The sequence below is a fragment of the Bacillus sp. EB106-04-02-XG92 genome, from assembly GCF_058791995.1.
The window spans coordinates 149,412-167,136 of sequence record NZ_JBYTEA010000004.1 but is presented as its reverse complement, the minus strand read 5'-3'; the positions used below and the strand labels follow the sequence as shown (position 1 = coordinate 167,136).

The 17,725-nt window shown below is 32.5% G+C and carries 15 protein-coding genes; 2 read left to right on the top strand and 13 right to left on the bottom strand.

Going from position 1 to position 17,725, the window contains the following annotated elements; translation table 11 throughout:
• Window positions 1–14: 14 nt before the first annotated feature.
• Both AC3WVA_RS12270 and AC3WVA_RS12265 read right to left on the bottom strand, forming a co-directional pair.
• Complete coding sequence (locus AC3WVA_RS12270) at window positions 15–1,160, bottom strand: acyl-CoA dehydrogenase (RefSeq protein WP_001994329.1); 1,146 nt, start codon at window positions 1,158–1,160, stop codon at window positions 15–17.
• Between the two features lie 216 nt (window positions 1,161–1,376).
• Window positions 1,377–2,345, bottom strand: a complete 969-nt coding sequence (locus AC3WVA_RS12265) for a YbgA family protein (RefSeq protein WP_098345184.1) — start codon at window positions 2,343–2,345, stop codon at window positions 1,377–1,379.
• A 228-nt stretch (window positions 2,346–2,573) separates the two neighbouring features.
• Between AC3WVA_RS12265 and AC3WVA_RS12260 the strand changes: the two genes are divergently transcribed.
• Window positions 2,574–2,873, top strand: a complete 300-nt coding sequence (locus AC3WVA_RS12260) for a WGxxGxxG family protein (protein ID WP_000728148.1) — start codon at window positions 2,574–2,576, stop codon at window positions 2,871–2,873.
• Between the two features lie 121 nt (window positions 2,874–2,994).
• Here the strand turns inward: AC3WVA_RS12260 and AC3WVA_RS12255 are convergent, their stop codons facing one another.
• The 7 genes from AC3WVA_RS12255 to AC3WVA_RS12225 form a co-directional block, all read right to left on the bottom strand.
• Window positions 2,995–3,648, bottom strand: coding sequence for a TetR/AcrR family transcriptional regulator (locus AC3WVA_RS12255; RefSeq protein WP_098345186.1), 654 nt, complete (start codon window positions 3,646–3,648; stop codon window positions 2,995–2,997).
• Window positions 3,649–3,672: 24 nt separating this feature from the next.
• Window positions 3,673–4,692 (bottom strand): ABC transporter permease, encoded by a 1,020-nt coding sequence (locus AC3WVA_RS12250; protein WP_098880947.1) that lies wholly within the window; start codon window positions 4,690–4,692, stop codon window positions 3,673–3,675.
• Window positions 4,689–5,414: an ABC transporter ATP-binding protein gene (locus AC3WVA_RS12245; protein WP_141539530.1), complete on the bottom strand. Its 726-nt coding sequence runs from the start codon at window positions 5,412–5,414 to the stop codon at window positions 4,689–4,691. The genes AC3WVA_RS12250 and AC3WVA_RS12245 overlap by 4 nt, the downstream gene beginning before the upstream one ends.
• A gap of 178 nt (window positions 5,415–5,592) precedes the next feature.
• Window positions 5,593–5,844, bottom strand: coding sequence for a hypothetical protein (locus tag AC3WVA_RS12240; RefSeq protein ID WP_048529963.1), 252 nt, complete (start codon window positions 5,842–5,844; stop codon window positions 5,593–5,595).
• A gap of 211 nt (window positions 5,845–6,055) precedes the next feature.
• Window positions 6,056–6,898 (bottom strand): metallophosphoesterase, encoded by an 843-nt coding sequence (locus tag AC3WVA_RS12235; RefSeq protein ID WP_492321936.1) that lies wholly within the window; start codon window positions 6,896–6,898, stop codon window positions 6,056–6,058.
• Between the two features lie 251 nt (window positions 6,899–7,149).
• Window positions 7,150–8,079, bottom strand: a complete 930-nt coding sequence (bla, locus tag AC3WVA_RS12230) for a class A beta-lactamase Bla1 (protein ID WP_411470214.1) — start codon at window positions 8,077–8,079, stop codon at window positions 7,150–7,152.
• Window positions 8,080–8,303: 224 nt separating this feature from the next.
• On the bottom strand, window positions 8,304–10,433 hold the full coding sequence (locus tag AC3WVA_RS12225) for a peptidoglycan D,D-transpeptidase FtsI family protein (RefSeq protein WP_098520688.1): 2,130 nt from the start codon (window positions 10,431–10,433) through the stop codon (window positions 8,304–8,306).
• 318 nt (window positions 10,434–10,751) lie between these two features.
• Between AC3WVA_RS12225 and AC3WVA_RS12220 the strand changes: the two genes are divergently transcribed.
• The gene (locus tag AC3WVA_RS12220) at window positions 10,752–12,512 is read left to right on the top strand and encodes a peptidoglycan D,D-transpeptidase FtsI family protein (protein WP_098345190.1); all 1,761 of its coding nucleotides are present in this window, start codon (window positions 10,752–10,754) and stop codon (window positions 12,510–12,512) included.
• Between the two features lie 11 nt (window positions 12,513–12,523).
• On the opposite strand, the gene AC3WVA_RS12215 is transcribed toward AC3WVA_RS12220, so the two are convergent.
• The 4 genes from AC3WVA_RS12215 to AC3WVA_RS12200 all read right to left on the bottom strand — a co-directional run bounded on the left by AC3WVA_RS12215 (window position 12,524) and on the right by AC3WVA_RS12200 (window position 17,418).
• Window positions 12,524–13,351: an anti-sigma factor gene (locus AC3WVA_RS12215; protein ID WP_098345191.1), complete on the bottom strand. Its 828-nt coding sequence runs from the start codon at window positions 13,349–13,351 to the stop codon at window positions 12,524–12,526.
• A complete protein-coding gene (locus AC3WVA_RS12210; protein WP_048529973.1) occupies window positions 13,341–13,874 on the bottom strand; it encodes an RNA polymerase sigma factor in 534 nt (177 codons plus the stop codon). Before AC3WVA_RS12210 ends, AC3WVA_RS12215 begins: the two co-directional genes overlap by 11 nt.
• A 590-nt stretch (window positions 13,875–14,464) precedes the next feature.
• Window positions 14,465–16,432, bottom strand: a complete 1,968-nt coding sequence (locus AC3WVA_RS12205; protein ID WP_098880948.1) for a penicillin-binding transpeptidase domain-containing protein — start codon at window positions 16,430–16,432, stop codon at window positions 14,465–14,467.
• A 392-nt stretch (window positions 16,433–16,824) separates the two neighbouring features.
• Window positions 16,825–17,418, bottom strand: a complete 594-nt coding sequence (locus tag AC3WVA_RS12200; protein WP_492321935.1) for an SGNH/GDSL hydrolase family protein — start codon at window positions 17,416–17,418, stop codon at window positions 16,825–16,827.
• Between the last annotated feature and the right edge of the window lie 307 nt (window positions 17,419–17,725).

The following is a 17,725-nucleotide window of genomic DNA, read 5'->3' as shown; positions in this document are numbered from 1 at the left end:
GTGATTCCTCCCTTTTATCTACATCCTAAATGTCTAGCAATTACGAGACGTTGAATTTCAGAAGTTCCTTCACCAATTTCTAATAGTTTCGCATCACGAATATGTCGTTCCACTTCATATTCACGCATATAACCGTATCCACCGTGAATTTGTACTGCTTGATTTGCAATACGGCTTGCTGCTTCAGATGCAAATAACTTTGCCATAGCCGCTTCTTTACCGAAAGGTTTATCGTTATCTTTTAACCAAGCTGCTTTATGTACTAAATTACGCGCTAGCTCTACTTCAGTCGCCATATCAGCTAATTTAAATTGAATCGCTTGGAAATTAGAGATTGACTTTCCAAATTGTTGACGTTCTTTCGCGTATTGCAGCGCACGTTCAAATGCAGATTGTGCAATACCAACAGCTAATGCTGCGATTGAAATACGTCCTCCATCAAGTGTATATAAGAATTGTTTAAATCCTTTATTTACATCACCAAGAATATTTTCTTTCGGTACACGTACACCATCAAGTACGATTTCACATGTATTAGAAGCACGGACACCCATTTTATCGTAAGGACTTGAGATCGTTAATCCTTCACTAGTAGTCGGTACAATAAATGCCGAAATGCGTTTTCTACCATTGTCTTCAACACCGTTGACAGCGGTTACAATAATTGTATTTGCATACTCTGCATTTGTAATCCAACACTTTTCACCACTAATTACATATTCATCGCCATCTAATACAGCTTTCGTTTGTGTACCACCTGCATCAGATCCAGCATTCGGCTCAGTTAATCCGAAAGCACCTAACGTTTTACCTGATGCCATTGGAACTAAATATTTCTTTTTCTGTTCTTCTGTACCGAAATAATAAATTGGAGAAGCACCTAATGAAATTGTTGCAGCGTAACTTAATCCTGTTCCACCACAAGCACGACCAATTTCTTCAACTGCTAACGCGTACGATACAGTATCGCCACCTGAACCTCCATACTCTTCAGGGAATGGGATGCCTAATAATCCTAGTTCGCCCATTTTTTGAAATGTTTCATATGGAAATTCCGCAGTTTTGTCATAATACACAGCTTTCGGTGCGATTTCCTTTTCAGCAAAGTCACGTACCATTTCTTTAATCATTTGTTTTTCGCGAGTTAGAGTAAATTCCATTCCGCTACACACCCCTTATCGAATATTGAGTTTCGACAGCGTGCGAGTTTCTACTGCAAACACTACAGATTAAAAGACAAGAATATTAGTTAGATAATTGTTATAATTCTGTCATAATCTAATTTTAAAACAGATCCTGTACTAATGCACAAAAAAATTCCTACATTGTTCTACAACAACATAGGAGTTTTATTGTCGAAATATGTAATTTATTGTTTAATAATCTCTACCTTTACCCGAATCTGAAATCTCTACTAAAGCTTCAGGGTATGGTTCGAAATATGTTTGTCGTAATAAATACTTTTCATCAAATCGAAGAGCCCATGATTTTAAAATTGCAAGTATACTACTAAGCGGGCTTTTCTTTTCTTTATATTTTTGTATCAGATCTAAAAAATGATCTTTTTCTTGTTTTTTCAATTTTGTTTTAAAATATCCAAAAATATGTTCACATACATTTACATTCGATGTATAACGGGGTGTGCGCATAAATAATTCATATAAAGTTTTCTCATAATTTTCAAATACTACTTCAATCTTTTCATTTTTGTGATTTGCAATTATTCGCCCCAATTCCTTTTGTTTTACCTGATTATATGCCATAAATAAATATTTATTATCAGACTGAAAGGATACAAGATCTTTCATATTTTTATTATGTTTGATCATTTTGTAATATGCGATTGTAAATAACTTTGTAAAGAAATGTTCTCTAATAATAAAATTCGACAATCTACCTTCTTCTTCAATTGGAAGATGCGAAAAATTTTTTATTACTGCTCCGCCAAATAAACCAGAGCCCTTTCCTCTTGCTGGCGCTTTTTCAAAACCAGAATAAATTTTCACATCACGGGTACCACAACTTGGCGAACGATTCTTTAAAATAAAACCATCCACATCAGGTATCGTTTGTAAAAAGTCATTTGAAAATTGCTCCATTTTTTTAGTTACATCTTCCCGCGTCGACGGCTGTACAAGCTTATTCACACCATTTTCTTCTACAATTCGTATCGTTTCACGAGGAGTCCCCAATCCGATCTCGACTTCTGGACAAACAGGTATAAATGTAACAAATGGCTGCAAATTTCGTATTGTTACATCTGGAATCATCTCGCCATTATAACGACAAGCTTCAAATTCTAAACATTTACTTACAACAATTGTTGGTTTCGCAAATTGTCGCATTTCATTACCTCCTTTGTACTAGTCCTTACCATATAAATTGTACTAAGTTTAGTATCATAATCAAAGTTTGTTTTATTTATATTTTAACAAACATTTCCAATGACATTTTAACAGTTATTTAACTCTACGACGTAAAGATGTTCACTTTATAAATATGGTTTGATACTGTCATATGAATAATGCACAAAAGAGTTGGAGAATTTAATACGTAAGAAAGGAGGGGAATTTATGAAGAAAAAATTATCATCTATTTTAAGTGTTTTAGCACTATCTATTATGTTTTTAGGCACATCTGCTCAAGCTGAATACGATGGAAATCATATGAATAGAGTTAATAACACTGATATTTCAACTCGAGTTAATGACAATAACTTAGACAGAGTTAATAATGATGTGAGAACTCGAAATGTAAATACGACAAATGATTTAAATGATAATCGTGATAGAAATAATAATTGGGCTTGGCTTGGTTTATTAGGACTAGCAGGATTATTAGGTCTTAGAAGAAGAGACAAAGAAGTACGTTAATCTAGAATGTTTTTCGTAAACAAGTACTTATTTATCAAAAATATAACAAATATAAATCGCCTTTTTAAAGGCGATTTATTATTTTGCTTAAATGTAACATATATAATTCATACTTCGATGATTAATTTCGTGGCGTTACTCCATACAATATAAATTGAATCGTATTTTCAATTTCCACTTCATCATTCCATTTTTCTTCTGGCAATAATAAAAATCTTGTTAATAATAAACCTAATACAGCTGATAAAGTAAGTCTTAATACAGAAGATGGCGGCATTTCAATAATTTCCCCGTCTTCTTGAAACTTTACAATCAACTTTTTAAAATGTGAAAATAACTCTGTTTCTACTAAATGTTGTATTTCATTTTTTAGTTCTGGCTGAAATGGCACTTCTTGAATTAATATTTTTATCATTGGAAAATGCTTTTTTGCAAATTCAAATCTATTATGAATAACAACTCTTAGAAACGCTTCATATGATTTATATTCCGACTTAAATACTTCCTTTGCAAAGGCTTGTACGAAAAATGGCGCAGCAAACTTTGTTAATGTTGGCATGACGACTGCTAACAATAAATCTTTTTTCGTTTTATAGTAGCGAAAGATTGTTCCTTCCGCTACACCAGCACGCTTTGCAATTTCACTTGTTGAAGTGGAAGCATATCCTTTTTCTCCAAACATATCAACAGCTGCCTCTAGTATACGCATTTGACGTTCATTTCGTTTATCCGTATTTGTTGCGGCAATTAATTCTTCTAGCCAATCTTTCTTCATCTATAATGCCCCTTTGTATCATCATTATATTTTCCGATGTTTCTTTAATGCAAATACATTTCCTATTGCAAATAATACTGAGAAAAATAGTAAAACAGTTAAATCTAATGCAATCTCTGTAAAACCTTGATTTCGAATCATCACTTGTCTCATTGCGTCAGCGCCATATGTGAGCGGAAATAATTTCCCTAACATTTGAAGCCACTTATTCATAGATTCAATTGGAAACAACCCAGAAAAGAAAATTTGTGGCACGATGACAAGCGGTATAAACTGAATCATTTGAAATTCATTGTTTGCGTATGCTGATAAAAACGTCCCTAACGTTAATGCTGTTAAAGAAAGCATGCATGTAATAAGTAGCGTTAGCCATATGGAGCCAGCTACATACAAGTCTAAAATATAAACTGAAAAACTTACAATTATAATGGATTGTATAAATGCAAAGATCCCAAAACCAATAATATATCCTACAACTATTTCCCATCTTTTAATTGGAGTCGATAATAACCTTTCTAAAGTACCACTTAAACGTTCTCTTACAAAAGAGACCCCTGATAGAATAAATACAAAGAAAAATGTAAAGAAACCGATTAATACAGGACCAAGCCCATCAAACATTGTAAAATCTTTAGAACCATGTAAATAATTCACTTCAGTTTTCATAATTGATACATCGTTCTTCTCTGTACTTTTTTGTAATATTTGAAGGACAGCACGATTTTTTGACGAATCACTACCTTCTAATACAATATTCATTTTTCCGTTTTCCAAACGAATTACTGCATCTAACTTTTGATTTTCCAGCTCAGACATTGCCTTTTCTTTACTATATTCATAAATTGACGCTTCCTGATTTTTCATCATTTTTACTACCCGAGCGGGCATATCAACAACAGCGATATGCGGTACATAGTCTTTTTGTGTAAACACTAGCGATAATAACCAAAGTAATAACATAGGTGCCCCAAACATCATCGCTAACGAACGCTTATCCCGAAAAAATTGACGAATAATACGAATGATTACACCAGTAACTCTCATGATAGGACCTCCTCATCAAACAAAAAGACATCTTCAATCCGTCCTGAAGATACTCGCTTTTTCAATTCTTCAGGTGTTCCAATCGCAACTAACTTTCCTTCTCTAATTAACCCTAATCGTTCACAAAACTCAGCTTCATCCATAATGTGCGTTGTTACAATAATGGTAGTACCTTTCTTTTTAAGATCATAAAATTTTTCCCAGATTGTTTTTCTAAGAATCGGATCTATCCCGACTGTCGGTTCATCTAAAATTAATATTTCAGGTTCATGAAGGAGTGCTATCGCTAATGATAAACGCTTCTTCATCCCGCCTGAAAAATGCTGTACTTGCTTTTTCATATGTTGTGATAATTGAACAAGTTCAAAAACCTCTTGTATTCTTTCTTTTTTATGCTTTCCCTTTAATCCATACATTGTTGCCATAAAATCTGCATTTTCATATGCTGATAATTCTTCGTATAATGCATCCGCCTGAGCCATATAGCCAATTCTTTTCATTTCATTTAAATTAGGCATGTTCGTGTTGTAAACAAACACTTCACCTTTAGTCGGCTCATTAATACCAGCAATCAATTTAATAAGTGTCGTTTTCCCTGAACCAGAAGGCCCAACTAAACCAAATATCTCAGCTTTTTCAACTTGCAATGCAAGATTGTGTAACACTTCTTTTTTTCCAAAACTTTTTGAAACGGTTCGTAAAATAATTGCAGGTTGCTGCACGTTTTCTTCCCCCTTTTTAAAAATGAGTGAGTACTCACTTTTATTTTACTCTTGCGTAATTATATGTCAAACTTCATTGATTAGTATGTATTTTCAGTCTTAAACAATGAAACAGAGTCGACATTAGAATATCATTTCTTAAAGTCGACTCTGTTTCATTTAAATTATATATTTTACTTTACGTTTTTAAATTCATATATTTCCTAATTCTAGCAACATCTAAAGAATATTCGATAACTAACTGCTGTAACGGTAATATAACCGTGTCGGGATATAAATGGGCATATTGTAACGTTTCTGCATATTTTTCTAACCTTCTTTCTAAATACTTTATAATTTGATCAGGATGACTTACTAATAAGCATTTACAATAATAATGTATTTGTTCCTCAATCGCCGTATACTCTTCAATTTCATATTCTTTATGCATGTGTACACCCCTTTATGTTTTTATACAGATTCTTTATCACACTTTTCACTCGACTAATTTTTAAGTTTTTTGATTATTTACACTATAACAAACTCTTCGGGTCAAATTTTGTTACTTTATGTAACGAAGAAAATTTTTAACAAAATTGTAATGTTAACTTATATAAAATGCATATCGCCTATTTATTTTTATATACAAAAAATCGTACAGTTCAATTTAACTGTACGACTACAAGTTCTGGCCTATTGAAAATTCTTTGCGGAATGACACTATTACCTAAGCCTCTACTCACTACCATAGATGTATTTTGTTTTTCATATAAACCGGCTGTATATGTAGGGAATATACCTTGATTTGGAGCAACTAATCCTCCGATAAATGGCAATCTAACTTGACCTCCATGAGCATGCCCTGATAACACTAAATCTATTTTCTCATTAGCATACTCTGCCAGAAATTCAGGTCTATGGGATAGTAATACGTTATATGCATGTGGCTTCATTTCAAATTTTGCTTTTAAAATTTCATCTTTTACAACATTTCCTTCATCACGGTTTCCAGCTACAAATGCCGGATCATCAATTCCAAGTAAATTTATTTTTTGTTCCCCTTTATGAATCGTTACATGTTCATTTCTTAAAACAGTAACATGGTGTTTCTTTAATTCTTTCTCTAAATCATTATATTTTCCTGACCATTTTTCATGGTTTCCTGTCACATAATATATAGGATACTTCTTTACAAGTTCTCGTATTAATTCCATACTTACTTCTGCATCGTATGATTTACTGTCAATTAGATCACCTGTAATAACAATAACATCTGGATTTTCACCTTTTACTTTTTGAATTAAAGTTTCTTGATTGTTGCCAAATTTTTTATTATGTAAATCTGAAATTTGTAGAATTTTAAAGCCTTTAAATGTAGAAGGAATTTTACTAGATGTTATATCAACTCTCGTTATGCTAATTAAATTATTCTGTACATATAAAAAAACACTCATACCTATTAAAGTCACAATAAATAATATGATTCTTTTAGTCTTTTTGTTCATATTCTCTCCTTATATTTTTATAAAACACTTATTTTAACTGAATTATATTATATATTTTCAAAATTGTTTACGTTAATAAAATGCAGTATTTGAAATTCCAGATGAAATACGTAATAACTATTTGAAGTTTTTTACTTTTATCTTTTTCATAATAAGAATACAAAAACGATTCTTTTCACATGAAAAAGAATCGTTTTCTAACTTTATTCTTTCAATAACATTATTTTTACAAATGTAAAATTCATATACTATCACATTAAAGCATTAACTATAACTTTAGCTGCCTCTGCAATAAGTTGATTATCATAGGTAGCTTCTTTCTCATCTTTACTGGATAAAATTGCGATAATAATTGGTGCTCTATTTGGTGGCCAAACGATAGCAATATCATTTCGTGTCCCATAACTTCCTGCTCCTGATTTATCTCCAACTACCCAGTTAGTTGGTACGCCCGCACGAATAAGTTTGTCTCCAGTTGCATTTCCTTTCATCCACTCTGTAAAAATGTTACGTTTATGATCTGGAAGTGCATTTCCAACCGTAAAAGCTTTAAGATTTGTAGCAATTGCTTTCGCTGTACTAGTATCACGAATGTCTCCTGGAATTGCCTCGTTTAATTCTGTTTCAAAGCGATCAGACATAGTAACCCGATCCCCCATCTGTCTAAGTGCTTTTTCATATCCTTTCGGTCCGCCTATTTTATGAAATAAAATGTTCCCGGCAGTATTATCACTATAACGAACAGCAGCCTCAGCAATTTCTCCTAGCGTCATTCCAGTGTCTACATGTTTCTCGGTAACAGGTGAATAATCCACTAAGTCTTCTTTCGTATAAGTAATAACTTCATTTAATTTCTCAGTAGAGTTTTGCTGAAGTAATACCCCTGCCGCTAACGCCTTGTAGGTTGATGCAAAAGCAAACCTTTCGTTAGGTCGATAAGAGATTGTTTCATTTGTACCAGTATCAATAGCATACACACCTAATCGAGCATCATATTTTTTCTCAAGTTGAGAGAATTCTTTATACGTCCCATGATTATTATGTTTAACTGGTGCTGTCTTTTCTTTCGCTTCAACTTGGAACACCCCTCCTGTAAAAGCATGTAGACTTGTAATACTTAAACCTAATATACCAACGCATATTCCTATCTTTAGCATCCTCTTGTTTTTCAAAATCATCATTCCTTTCAAGATCTTAATACTTTTTTACTTACACATAATAGACAATCACCGAAACAAGTTTGTTCCATAAACTAAAAAAACTTTATAATTAATATCGGTATTATTAACAAAATAAAAGATATCAACTAGGATAACTGTTATCTCTTATTTCAAATCTTCTTTTAACTTTTAAAGTCTTTTATATAAACAGAGTCTCTTCCCCTGAGAAAAGTACTCACATTTTACTAATTTTGATTAGAACTATCTGTACTAGTAGCTTCACCATGTATACGTTCCTTTTTCAAATCAAAGTATACATCTAAAACTTCTTTTCCAATTATAGAATTAATACCACTTTTATCGTTATGAAGCCACGGAACTACTACAGAGAATGCTACTTCTGGATTATCATAAGGAGCATACCCAACTAACGTTAAGTTGTAACATTCCATACGTTCTCCTTTCGCATTTCTACCAATCGGATCATCTCCACCATACACAGTTTGAGCCGTCCCGGTCTTTCCTGCTGGCTTGTACTGAGCATTTTTGAAATACTTCACACCAGTTCCATCACCTTCTTGGAATACCCATCTAAAGCCTTCTTTTATTCGATCAATATGCTCTGTCTTCATATCAATCCGATTTAATACGACAGGATCTATAGAACGAATAACTTTGCCAACCTCTTCTTTTATTGATTGCTCTCGTATTTCTTGTACAATTTGAGGTTGCATTCTATAACCGCCATTAGCAATCGTTGAAATATATTGTGCTAATTGCAATGGCGTATACGTATCATACTGGCCGATAGAAAAATCTAGTAAAAAACCAGGCTGACTATCTACTTTTCTAGTTTGTCCAATTATTTCATTCGGTAAATCAATACCTGTTGGCACGCCTAACCCAAATTGCTTAAAATAATAGCGCATCGTATTAAATGCTTCTTGTTTTATATCCAATGAACCATTTGGTACGTAATTAACGCCCGCAATTTTTAAAGCTGTTTGGAACATGTATACATTCGAAGATACTTGTAGAGCTCGTAAATCATTAATATTACCAAATCCGGATACATTCCACGATTTCTTAGCTTGTGTACCTTTAAATTTCATCGGTGCATCATAAAATTGATCTCCTGGTTGTATTGCCCCTGTCTCATATCCAGTTAATAAAGTTGCACCTTTTACAGCTGATCCTAGTTCATACGAAGTTGTCATATTACCTAATGCCAAATCCTCGATTTCCATTTTCCCTTCTTTTTCTACAATCCTTTTGCCTGCCATAGATAGAATCTGTCCGTTATTCGGATTCGTCATAACAACAAAAGCTCGGTCCAATAGTGTCTCTGAACTCTTAAAAGCTCTCAAATTTTTCTCTAAACTTTCTTCCACTTTCTTTTGTAATTCCATATCAATCGTTAATGTTAAACTATTACCACTTTTTCCTTTAGAAATTATTTCTGTGTTTATAATATTTCCTGATTTATCTGTAATATTTTTCACTTCTTCTTTTGTACCGTGTAACACATCTTCATATCGTTGTTCAATATAACTTTTTCCAACACGATCATTACGGTTATATCCGCGTACTAAATAAGAATCTAAATTTTCTTTTGGCAGACCTTCTTCACTACTCGTAATATTACCTAACACGGAACGAAATAAATCACCATTTACATAATTGCGCTCCCAATCAACTGTTGCATCTACCCCAGGAAACTCCGCAAGATTTTCACTGATTTGCGCATACTCTTGATCTGTTACATCTTTTTTTATAATTTGGGGTGTCAGTTGATAACCTGAGCTCATTTTACTTTTAATCGCTAACACCTTTAAATCTTGTGCTGTTAATTCTGCCAATTCTGCTTCTTTAATACGACTTCGTCTTAAGTCTTCTATTTTTTTATCTAACTCTTTTCCCTCTATACCTTTTTCTTTAAACTTCTCTATATCTTTTTTCGTAATCTTTGTCTCCGCACGTTTCGTATTCAACTGCATCCAAAAATCTTTTTTATCGATATCTGTTAATTTGTTTATATCTTGTTCAGGCATTTCAAGTACTTTTGCCAAGTCTTTTGCAGTTTTTAAAATATCTTCACTAGTAATTCCCTTTGCCCTTGTATACGTAATCGTACGAAGAGATTTATTATTAACAACTGTTTTCCCTTCGCGATCTAGTATTTGTCCACGTGGAACTGGAATGCTAGTTGTTGCATTTTGACTGTTTTCCACTTGATTCTTATAAGCCTCTCCCTCTACGATTTGCACTTTTCCAAGCTGCATAATAATAGCTGAAAATAATAAAAATATGCAAAGGAACATTATATTTAATCGAATAGATATATATGTCTTCTTATTTCCTTTTTGCTTTTCCATAAATCCTCCATTTATTTGCTTATATATTACATAGCGATGGCCGATTATAAATATCGATTCGACTTTTTCACTAAACCATTGTAAGCATCCATTTCTTTTCGTTTTGCTACGTAATTCAAAACTCTCCTGTCTTGTTTTCTCTCTACTTTTTGTCGCTTGCATTAGAAATACGACCCATCTTAAAAGTAAAATTTCATACTATTTATTCCTTTCTTCATGCTGTAATACTTAATAGACAACCTAAATAATAAAGTTGTTCCACATTTACAAAAAAAATAATTAACTATAATATGGAATAAGCTAAAAAGGGAGGGTTTTATGTTACATACAAAAATAAAAAGATGGAGATTTATAGCGATTCTTTCTATTGTAGGTTTTATATTAATAATTTTGTTTAAAAGCCATTTCTTTTCAATTACTATCGAAACCTCTTCAGCCGAAAGAGGACAAATACTTGATCAAAATGGTGTAATACTAGCTACAAATAAGAAAGTTAAGTCTCTATATTGCACTTTTAATGATGAAAAGATATCGAAACTAGATACATCAAACACATTAGCTTTTTTCAATCAATTTTCAAGCGAGTTTCAACATGACATTTCTGCAAAAGACATAAAATTACACTTACAACAATCTTGTAAAAAGCAAACTATGAATGATATACCGTTATACTCTGACATTAATGAGAGTGAACTTACATTCGTAAATAGGAACAAACCCAATAATGTAATAATTAAAGATGAAGTGATCCGATATTATCCCAAGCATGAAATTGGTTCACAAGTAATTGGTTATGTAGAAAATGACCTTAATTCAGAGAATATGCCTGTTGGAAAAAGTGGGGTTGAGCTTCAATATGAAAATGATTTAAAAGGAAAACCAGGTAAAACTCTTATTTTTAAATTGAATAATAAAAAGTTCTTGTGGAACATTCAAAAAGTACAAAAAGGTAAAGATGTACGGCTAGCTTTAGACTCTGAGTTGCAGCAAAAGGCAGAAGAAGCATTAAGATCTCAAATTAAGAAAACACCTGATGCTAAAGCTGGTTATGCTGTAGTGAGCGATGCAAAAACTGGCGCAATTTTAACTATGGCCAACTCAGCAGTATTTGATCCAAATATATTACATACATCACCTGAAAAAGAAAACATTAAATCACTTTCGCAAAATAAAGCAATTCAAAAATTAAAGTATGGTGAATCTTATGTAAATATGGCCTCTACTATAAAGCCACTTACTATTTTAATTGGATTAAACGAAAAGCTTTTTCAACCTAAAGATACTTACTTTGATAAAGGTACTTTTCAGTATGATAATCAAAATAACATTATGAATGCACCTGGAACGCCAACAGGTGAGATTACACCGCGGCAGGCTATCATTAATTCATCTAATACATTTATGACAGCAAAAATAGCTCTGCCCTTATTCAACCAAAATAATGGCAATATAGAAAAAGTGGCAAACATTTGGACCGATTATTTAATGCAATTCGGCCTTCGTTCTAAAACGGGGATTGATTTACCCTTTGAAGAAGACGGACAATATGAGCTTCATCCATCTAATAAATTTGAAAATGGAATCTCAGCTTTATTAAATGCCTCTTGGGGAGGAAATGAAGTACACACTCCTCTTCAACTTGCTCAATATGCAGCAACTTTGGCAAGTAAAGGTGATAAATATAAACCTCAAATCATAAGTGCTATTATTGGTCCAAATGGTAAGGAAACGAAAAATTTCAAACCAATTTTAGAAAGTTCAAATCATTATCCGATGGACTTTTGGAATGTCGTGCAAGGCGGAATGAGCCAAAATATAGAGGAGATTAAAAAGCTACCTTTTGACGTCGCAGGCAAAACAGGAATTACAGGTTTTCCGAATGAGCAAGCAAGGATGATCAATCATTCTCTTTTCATTGCATATGCTCCTACCGAAGATCCACAAATTGCCGTTTCTGTCGTTATTCCTGGTAGTAATTCAGAAAAAAACATTGCTGCTCTCGTTACATCAGAAATTTTAGAGTACTGGAATACACTTCAAAAAGAAAATAAAAATAAAGAGGAAGGTTCATTAAAGTGAACCTTCCTCTTTTACCATATAGAATCTATATTCGTTATTTTCCATTTACCTTCACGATCCTTTTCGAACATAAATGAATATTTAATATCAGTTAATACATACTCTTTTTGTACATATCCAGTATTACCGCTAATTGTCGATACTTTTATATATTCATCATTTTTCACTTTTTCTGGAATCCAAGCTTTTACCATTTCATTAGATACTTCATATAAAACTCGTGATTCTCGCTTTGGTTCAGCTAATATTTTCGTTTTATTTCCAGTAACTGTTGCATATATAAAATGCACTTGCTTTCGTTCGTTACTTTCTGTCAATCCACTTGGTACTTTGTACGCTTGCTTTGTATCATTTGTAAATTCCCCCCCCATTGTAAGGGCAACTTGCAACTCATGAAAAATATCTTCATCAAACTTCAATTCATCCTTCTTATAACTCTTCCCTTTAAATAAAACTTCATCATTTAACGCTCTATTCAAGTCGTTTTCATTTTTTGCATTTGTACTTTGATATAAATCATTCATAAATTGTTTTAATGTTGGATCTTGAGCAGACTCGTCTTTCGTTTTAGGCTTAATTTGAGTGCTGCTTTGGACCGGTGATTTATTATCATTAAGCCAAGGTTGTTGAACAATAACAAATAACATTGTACAAACGAAAACAACTACAATAGGCAGCGCTTTTTTACGAAACGGTTTTTTATGTTTTACAAGATCCGCTTCATTATTTTCATATATAGACTGCTTTATTTTAAAAATAAACTCTTCTTCATCTTTACGCTTCTCCATGGGACCTTTTTTTAATTTACTATACCAGTCGGGATTTTGTTTATTGTTCATCACTACTACCCTCCCCAATTAATTTTGAAACCTTACTTCTCGCTCGGCTTAATCTAGATTTTACAGTTCCAATAGATACTCCTAGTGTTTCAGCCATTTCTTCATAAGATAATTCATATTTCGCGTCTAAAATTATTATTTCACGATGTTTTTTAGGTAGTTTTAATACAACATCCCAAACTTCATTCATTTCCTCTTGATTAAAAAATTCTTTTTCTGCCGATGGAGATTGTTTATCATCAATAAAAAATCCTACTAAAGATATCCTTTTAAAATAGGAGGATTTCAAATAGTTTATTGCCGTATTTCTTGTAATTTTTAATATCCACGTTTTAATAGATGACTCCTTTCGAAATGAATTCCAGTTTTTAAATACCTTTATAAATACATCTTGCGTGATATCATCTGATAAGTGTGGATCTTTCGTAATAATAAATGAATAATTCCATACATCTTGCCAATAATCGTTTATAACATAGTCAAGCTCATCATGATTACATTTTTCAATAAACTTCTGTTCCATTTCCACACCTCGAACTTATTTGAATAAACATAAAACTACCCTCACTTTTATTATGGTTTCAATATATAGACAAGATACAAGTTGCATTTGTTCCATTGCTTATCTTTTTTGATAAAAAAATCCTCCTAAAAATGTAAAGGTGTGCAATTACTTTCATAAAATAATCAAATATATATTTTCTCACATGACAGGCTCCTAAAAAAACAAGTAACACATACAATGTTAGAAATACACTCATAAAAATCTGATTATTATTTTGAATTTCACACAACACTCTAGTTGTATCACCTATTTTTCTTAGAGCATACTTATTTGTGTGCTCTATTTATGTTTTACTAAATAACTGATTTTTTTAGTTTAAAACTTGTCCATTTCAATTTGTTCACCTCTTCTATTTACTATCAGCAATGTCACCCTTTCAAAAATGAAAATAAAGATGGGATATCAACTTTCTACACACACAACAAAAAGCATTCTCGATTAAGAAGAATGCTTTTTCGAAGCTTAATTATACTTTCTTTTGCATGATTTATACCTTTGTGTTAATCAAAAAATAAATGTAGTAAAAGATTTTACTTTATAATTAATTATTATTTTTGGAAAATATGTTTTATTTTTTCACCTGGTACGTTACTCCCCCCTCTTCCTTTTACATCTTCGATCATCATGGTAACAATCATGTTCGGCTCATTTTCATCAAAAGCTGCAAACCATCCAAGTTCTTTTCCTTCTGCTTCTTTCGAATCTTTCAGTTCTGCTGTACCGGTTTTACCAGCAAGAGTTATACCATCAACCTTAGCAATTCTCCCCGCACCATCAGGATCATTAATGACTTTTATTAATGCACTTTTTAATATCTCTTGATTCTTTTTAGAAACCACATTTTCTTTCCAATTCCCTTCTACTTTTGCTTCTTTTAAAAGATGAGGCGAGGGAATATTCCCTTCATTTACAATCGGTGCATATGTTAACGCTAAATGAAGTGGTGTCATTAATACTTGTCCTTGTCCGTATCCCGTGTCTGCTAGTTGAATATCATTTTTTATCCCATCTCTTGCAATGATTGAAATAGGAAATTCGTATTCGATTGGTAATTTTTCATGAAATCCGTATTTCTTAAATTCATTTACATACTTATCTTTTCCCATCTTCAAGGCTTGTTGAGCAAAATAAATATTATCAGAGTATTTCATTGCCTTGTCAAAATCAATTGGACTTGCATCCTTCACACGTGTTACATAATAATTTCCCCAAGAGGAATCTTTTGTCCACTTTAATCCTTGAATATTAAATTCTTCCTTAGGTTTTATTGTGTTTGTTTCCAAACCAATTGCACCTGTAATCGTTTTAAATACGGAACCTGGTACAAATGCTTGTGTGAAACGATTCATCATTGGTAGTTTCAAGTCGTTATTCCATGCTTCTCGTTGGGCCTTTGATGCTCCTCTAACTATTGTATTTGGGTTATAAGCAGGGCTACTTACTAGTGCGATTGTTTCACCTGTTTTAGGATTGATTGCTGCACTAGAGCCTGCTTCATTTTTCATCTCATTATAGATTTTTTCTTGAATTGCAGCATCAATTGTTAACGTAACATTTCCCCCTGCTTTCGCTTCTTTTTTTGCTACGTTTTTAATCTCTTTCCCATTCTCATCTTCTATAAATACGCGTCCACCCTTTTCACCACGCAATTTATTCTCCAGTACTTTCTCTAAACCTGTCTTACCTATTAAATCATCAGCTTGATAACCTCTTTTTTGAAGCGATTTTAACTCCTCTGCATTCACATTTCCTATATAGCCAGTTAAGTGTGCCGCTGCTTCTCCTAATGAATACGTACGAATATTTACTGGGCGAGATGATACTCCTTCTAATTCAATATAATCATTCTGTCTAGTTCCCTCTTTTAAAATACCAATTGGTACAAAGGAGTCCGGTTTTATCCATTTCGCTGTAAGCTTCTGATCGACCTCTTCTATAGACATATCCAGTAACTGTGCTACTATTTCTTTTGTTTGCGCTGCCGTTTCACCTAGTTTCTCCGGAATAATTCCAACTTCAGTCGCTTTACCATTCGTTGCAAGACCTTTCCCATTTCGATCGTATATTTCTCCTCGTTTTCCATATTCTGTTTGCATACGTACTTTGTAATCTTTTTTCATACCTGGAAAAATGAAATCTGGTGTCCAATCTATTTTCCAAGCATCTTTATCTTTCACAAGTTTTGCTTCATGGATAAATGAAGCTGTTCCTCCATCCGTATCCATCTTAACTTCAAAAAGAAAAAGTTCTTTATCTTTAGCATTCTCTCCTTTCGTTTTAACTTTTAAATTCTTAACGCCAATGCCCTCATAAATTTTTTGATATTTCTCTGTGAATTCCTTTTTAGAAATCGTTTTTTGGGCATGTTCTGATAAATGATCATACATATTTGCAAATTCTCTATCATTCCATAAATTTATATATTCTTCAAATGCTTGTTTTGGCGAATCGTTTTTATTACATCCTACCAACATAACTGCAAAACAAAAGAAAAGCAGCATACATAATTTTTTCAATTCAATCTTCTCCCTTAGTTAAAAATGTTTATTCCTTTCTTAATAAATTAAATAAAAAATGTTGTAACTCTTAATAGACAGTGTAAGTAATGAAATTGTTCCACATTTACAAAAAAATAATTTATGATTAAGTTCCATTCAAAGGAGAAGATATTAATATTTTTACAAACAAAAGGAGCGTATCTATTTAACACTATTAATTAAAATATCTTTTTGTTTAGATTCCCAGCTCTTATCCTTTTTTGTAGATATTTAATACAAAAAAGGCCCCTTATTCTAAGAGGCCTTCAACAAAAAAATACTTAAAGTTTAATTTATAGACGCTATATATCTTCTATTCCGCATCGAAACCCATATGCTGTATGCGACTGGGGATTCGTTCACTCTAAAGCTTATTTAGAAGAGTCATGTACAGGTAAACTACTATGAATTAATTCAGCAACTTTTACATATCCTTTTGAGTTTGGGTGAATTAAATCCTTAGACCAAACCGTATTATCATTAACTAGTGGATGATTCCAAAAGTCAATATGATGAAGCTTATACTCCCTACTCACTGAAAATATAACTTCGTTTGCCTCTAATAACTGTTCTTTTAAAACTTCTTTTTTTTCAGAAGCAAAAGGAAGCCTAACTGTAAAATCTGGAAGGTTTCCTATAATAATATCAGCATCTGTTTTACTTAATGTATCTATTATAATTTCCATATCGTTCTTATATTCTTGATGATTCCAACGTCCTTTTAATACATCGTTTGCACCTGCGATTAGACTTACCAAATCTGGATTAAACGTTAATGCTTTTTCCAATTGCTGCGAGCGAATTTCTTTAGTTACTAACCCACGTTTTGCAAAATTAGCATATTCTATATCGTTGACACAAAGTTGAACAAAATGTTCTACACAGCTTTTTAATGCAATTCCCTCAACTTCATCCCCTATCCCCTCTGTAAAACTATCACCAATCGCTACAAATCGCTTCCACATATGTACTCCCCCTTTTTGTTATCCATATCTACACTATATAATAGTTCACAGCGCATATCTATTTCCATTGCAATTTAATTGAATAATGAATCTTCTTCCATCCTGTGTAACTTTATTAAACTCTCCTTGTACCAGGGTGCTTTAAATTTAAATAAACGCCATCCTTTTTGTATATTTCTACAAAAAGAATAGCGTTTTTTGATTATATAGATACAAATTTATTTTAGCTTAATAGCAATACGAAAAGTTCCGACTGGCAAAATTTGAAAAATAATACCCTCTTCAATTCCAAGCCATCAACATAAAA

Excerpts from the sequence above, each read along its gene's own strand:
- AC3WVA_RS12270 (WP_001994329.1), bottom strand. The coding sequence starts at position 1,160 with ATGGAATTTACTCTAACTCGCGAAAAACAAATGATTAAAGAAATGGTA.
- AC3WVA_RS12265 (WP_098345184.1), bottom strand. The coding sequence starts at position 2,345 with ATGCGACAATTTGCGAAACCAACAATTGTTGTAAGTAAATGTTTAGAA.
- AC3WVA_RS12260 (WP_000728148.1), top strand. The coding sequence starts at position 2,574 with ATGAAGAAAAAATTATCATCTATTTTAAGTGTTTTAGCACTATCTATT.
- AC3WVA_RS12255 (WP_098345186.1), bottom strand. The coding sequence starts at position 3,648 with ATGAAGAAAGATTGGCTAGAAGAATTAATTGCCGCAACAAATACGGAT.
- AC3WVA_RS12250 (WP_098880947.1), bottom strand. The coding sequence starts at position 4,692 with ATGAGAGTTACTGGTGTAATCATTCGTATTATTCGTCAATTTTTTCGG.
- AC3WVA_RS12240 (WP_048529963.1), bottom strand. The coding sequence starts at position 5,844 with ATGCATAAAGAATATGAAATTGAAGAGTATACGGCGATTGAGGAACAA.
- AC3WVA_RS12235 (WP_492321936.1), bottom strand. The coding sequence starts at position 6,898 with ATGAACAAAAAGACTAAAAGAATCATATTATTTATTGTGACTTTAATA.
- bla (WP_411470214.1), bottom strand. The coding sequence starts at position 8,079 with ATGATGATTTTGAAAAACAAGAGGATGCTAAAGATAGGAATATGCGTT.
- AC3WVA_RS12225 (WP_098520688.1), bottom strand. The coding sequence starts at position 10,433 with ATGGAAAAGCAAAAAGGAAATAAGAAGACATATATATCTATTCGATTA.
- AC3WVA_RS12220 (WP_098345190.1), top strand. The coding sequence starts at position 10,752 with ATGTTACATACAAAAATAAAAAGATGGAGATTTATAGCGATTCTTTCT.
- AC3WVA_RS12215 (WP_098345191.1), bottom strand. The coding sequence starts at position 13,351 with ATGAACAATAAACAAAATCCCGACTGGTATAGTAAATTAAAAAAAGGT.
- AC3WVA_RS12210 (WP_048529973.1), bottom strand. The coding sequence starts at position 13,874 with ATGGAACAGAAGTTTATTGAAAAATGTAATCATGATGAGCTTGACTAT.
- AC3WVA_RS12200 (WP_492321935.1), bottom strand. The coding sequence starts at position 17,418 with ATGTGGAAGCGATTTGTAGCGATTGGTGATAGTTTTACAGAGGGGATA.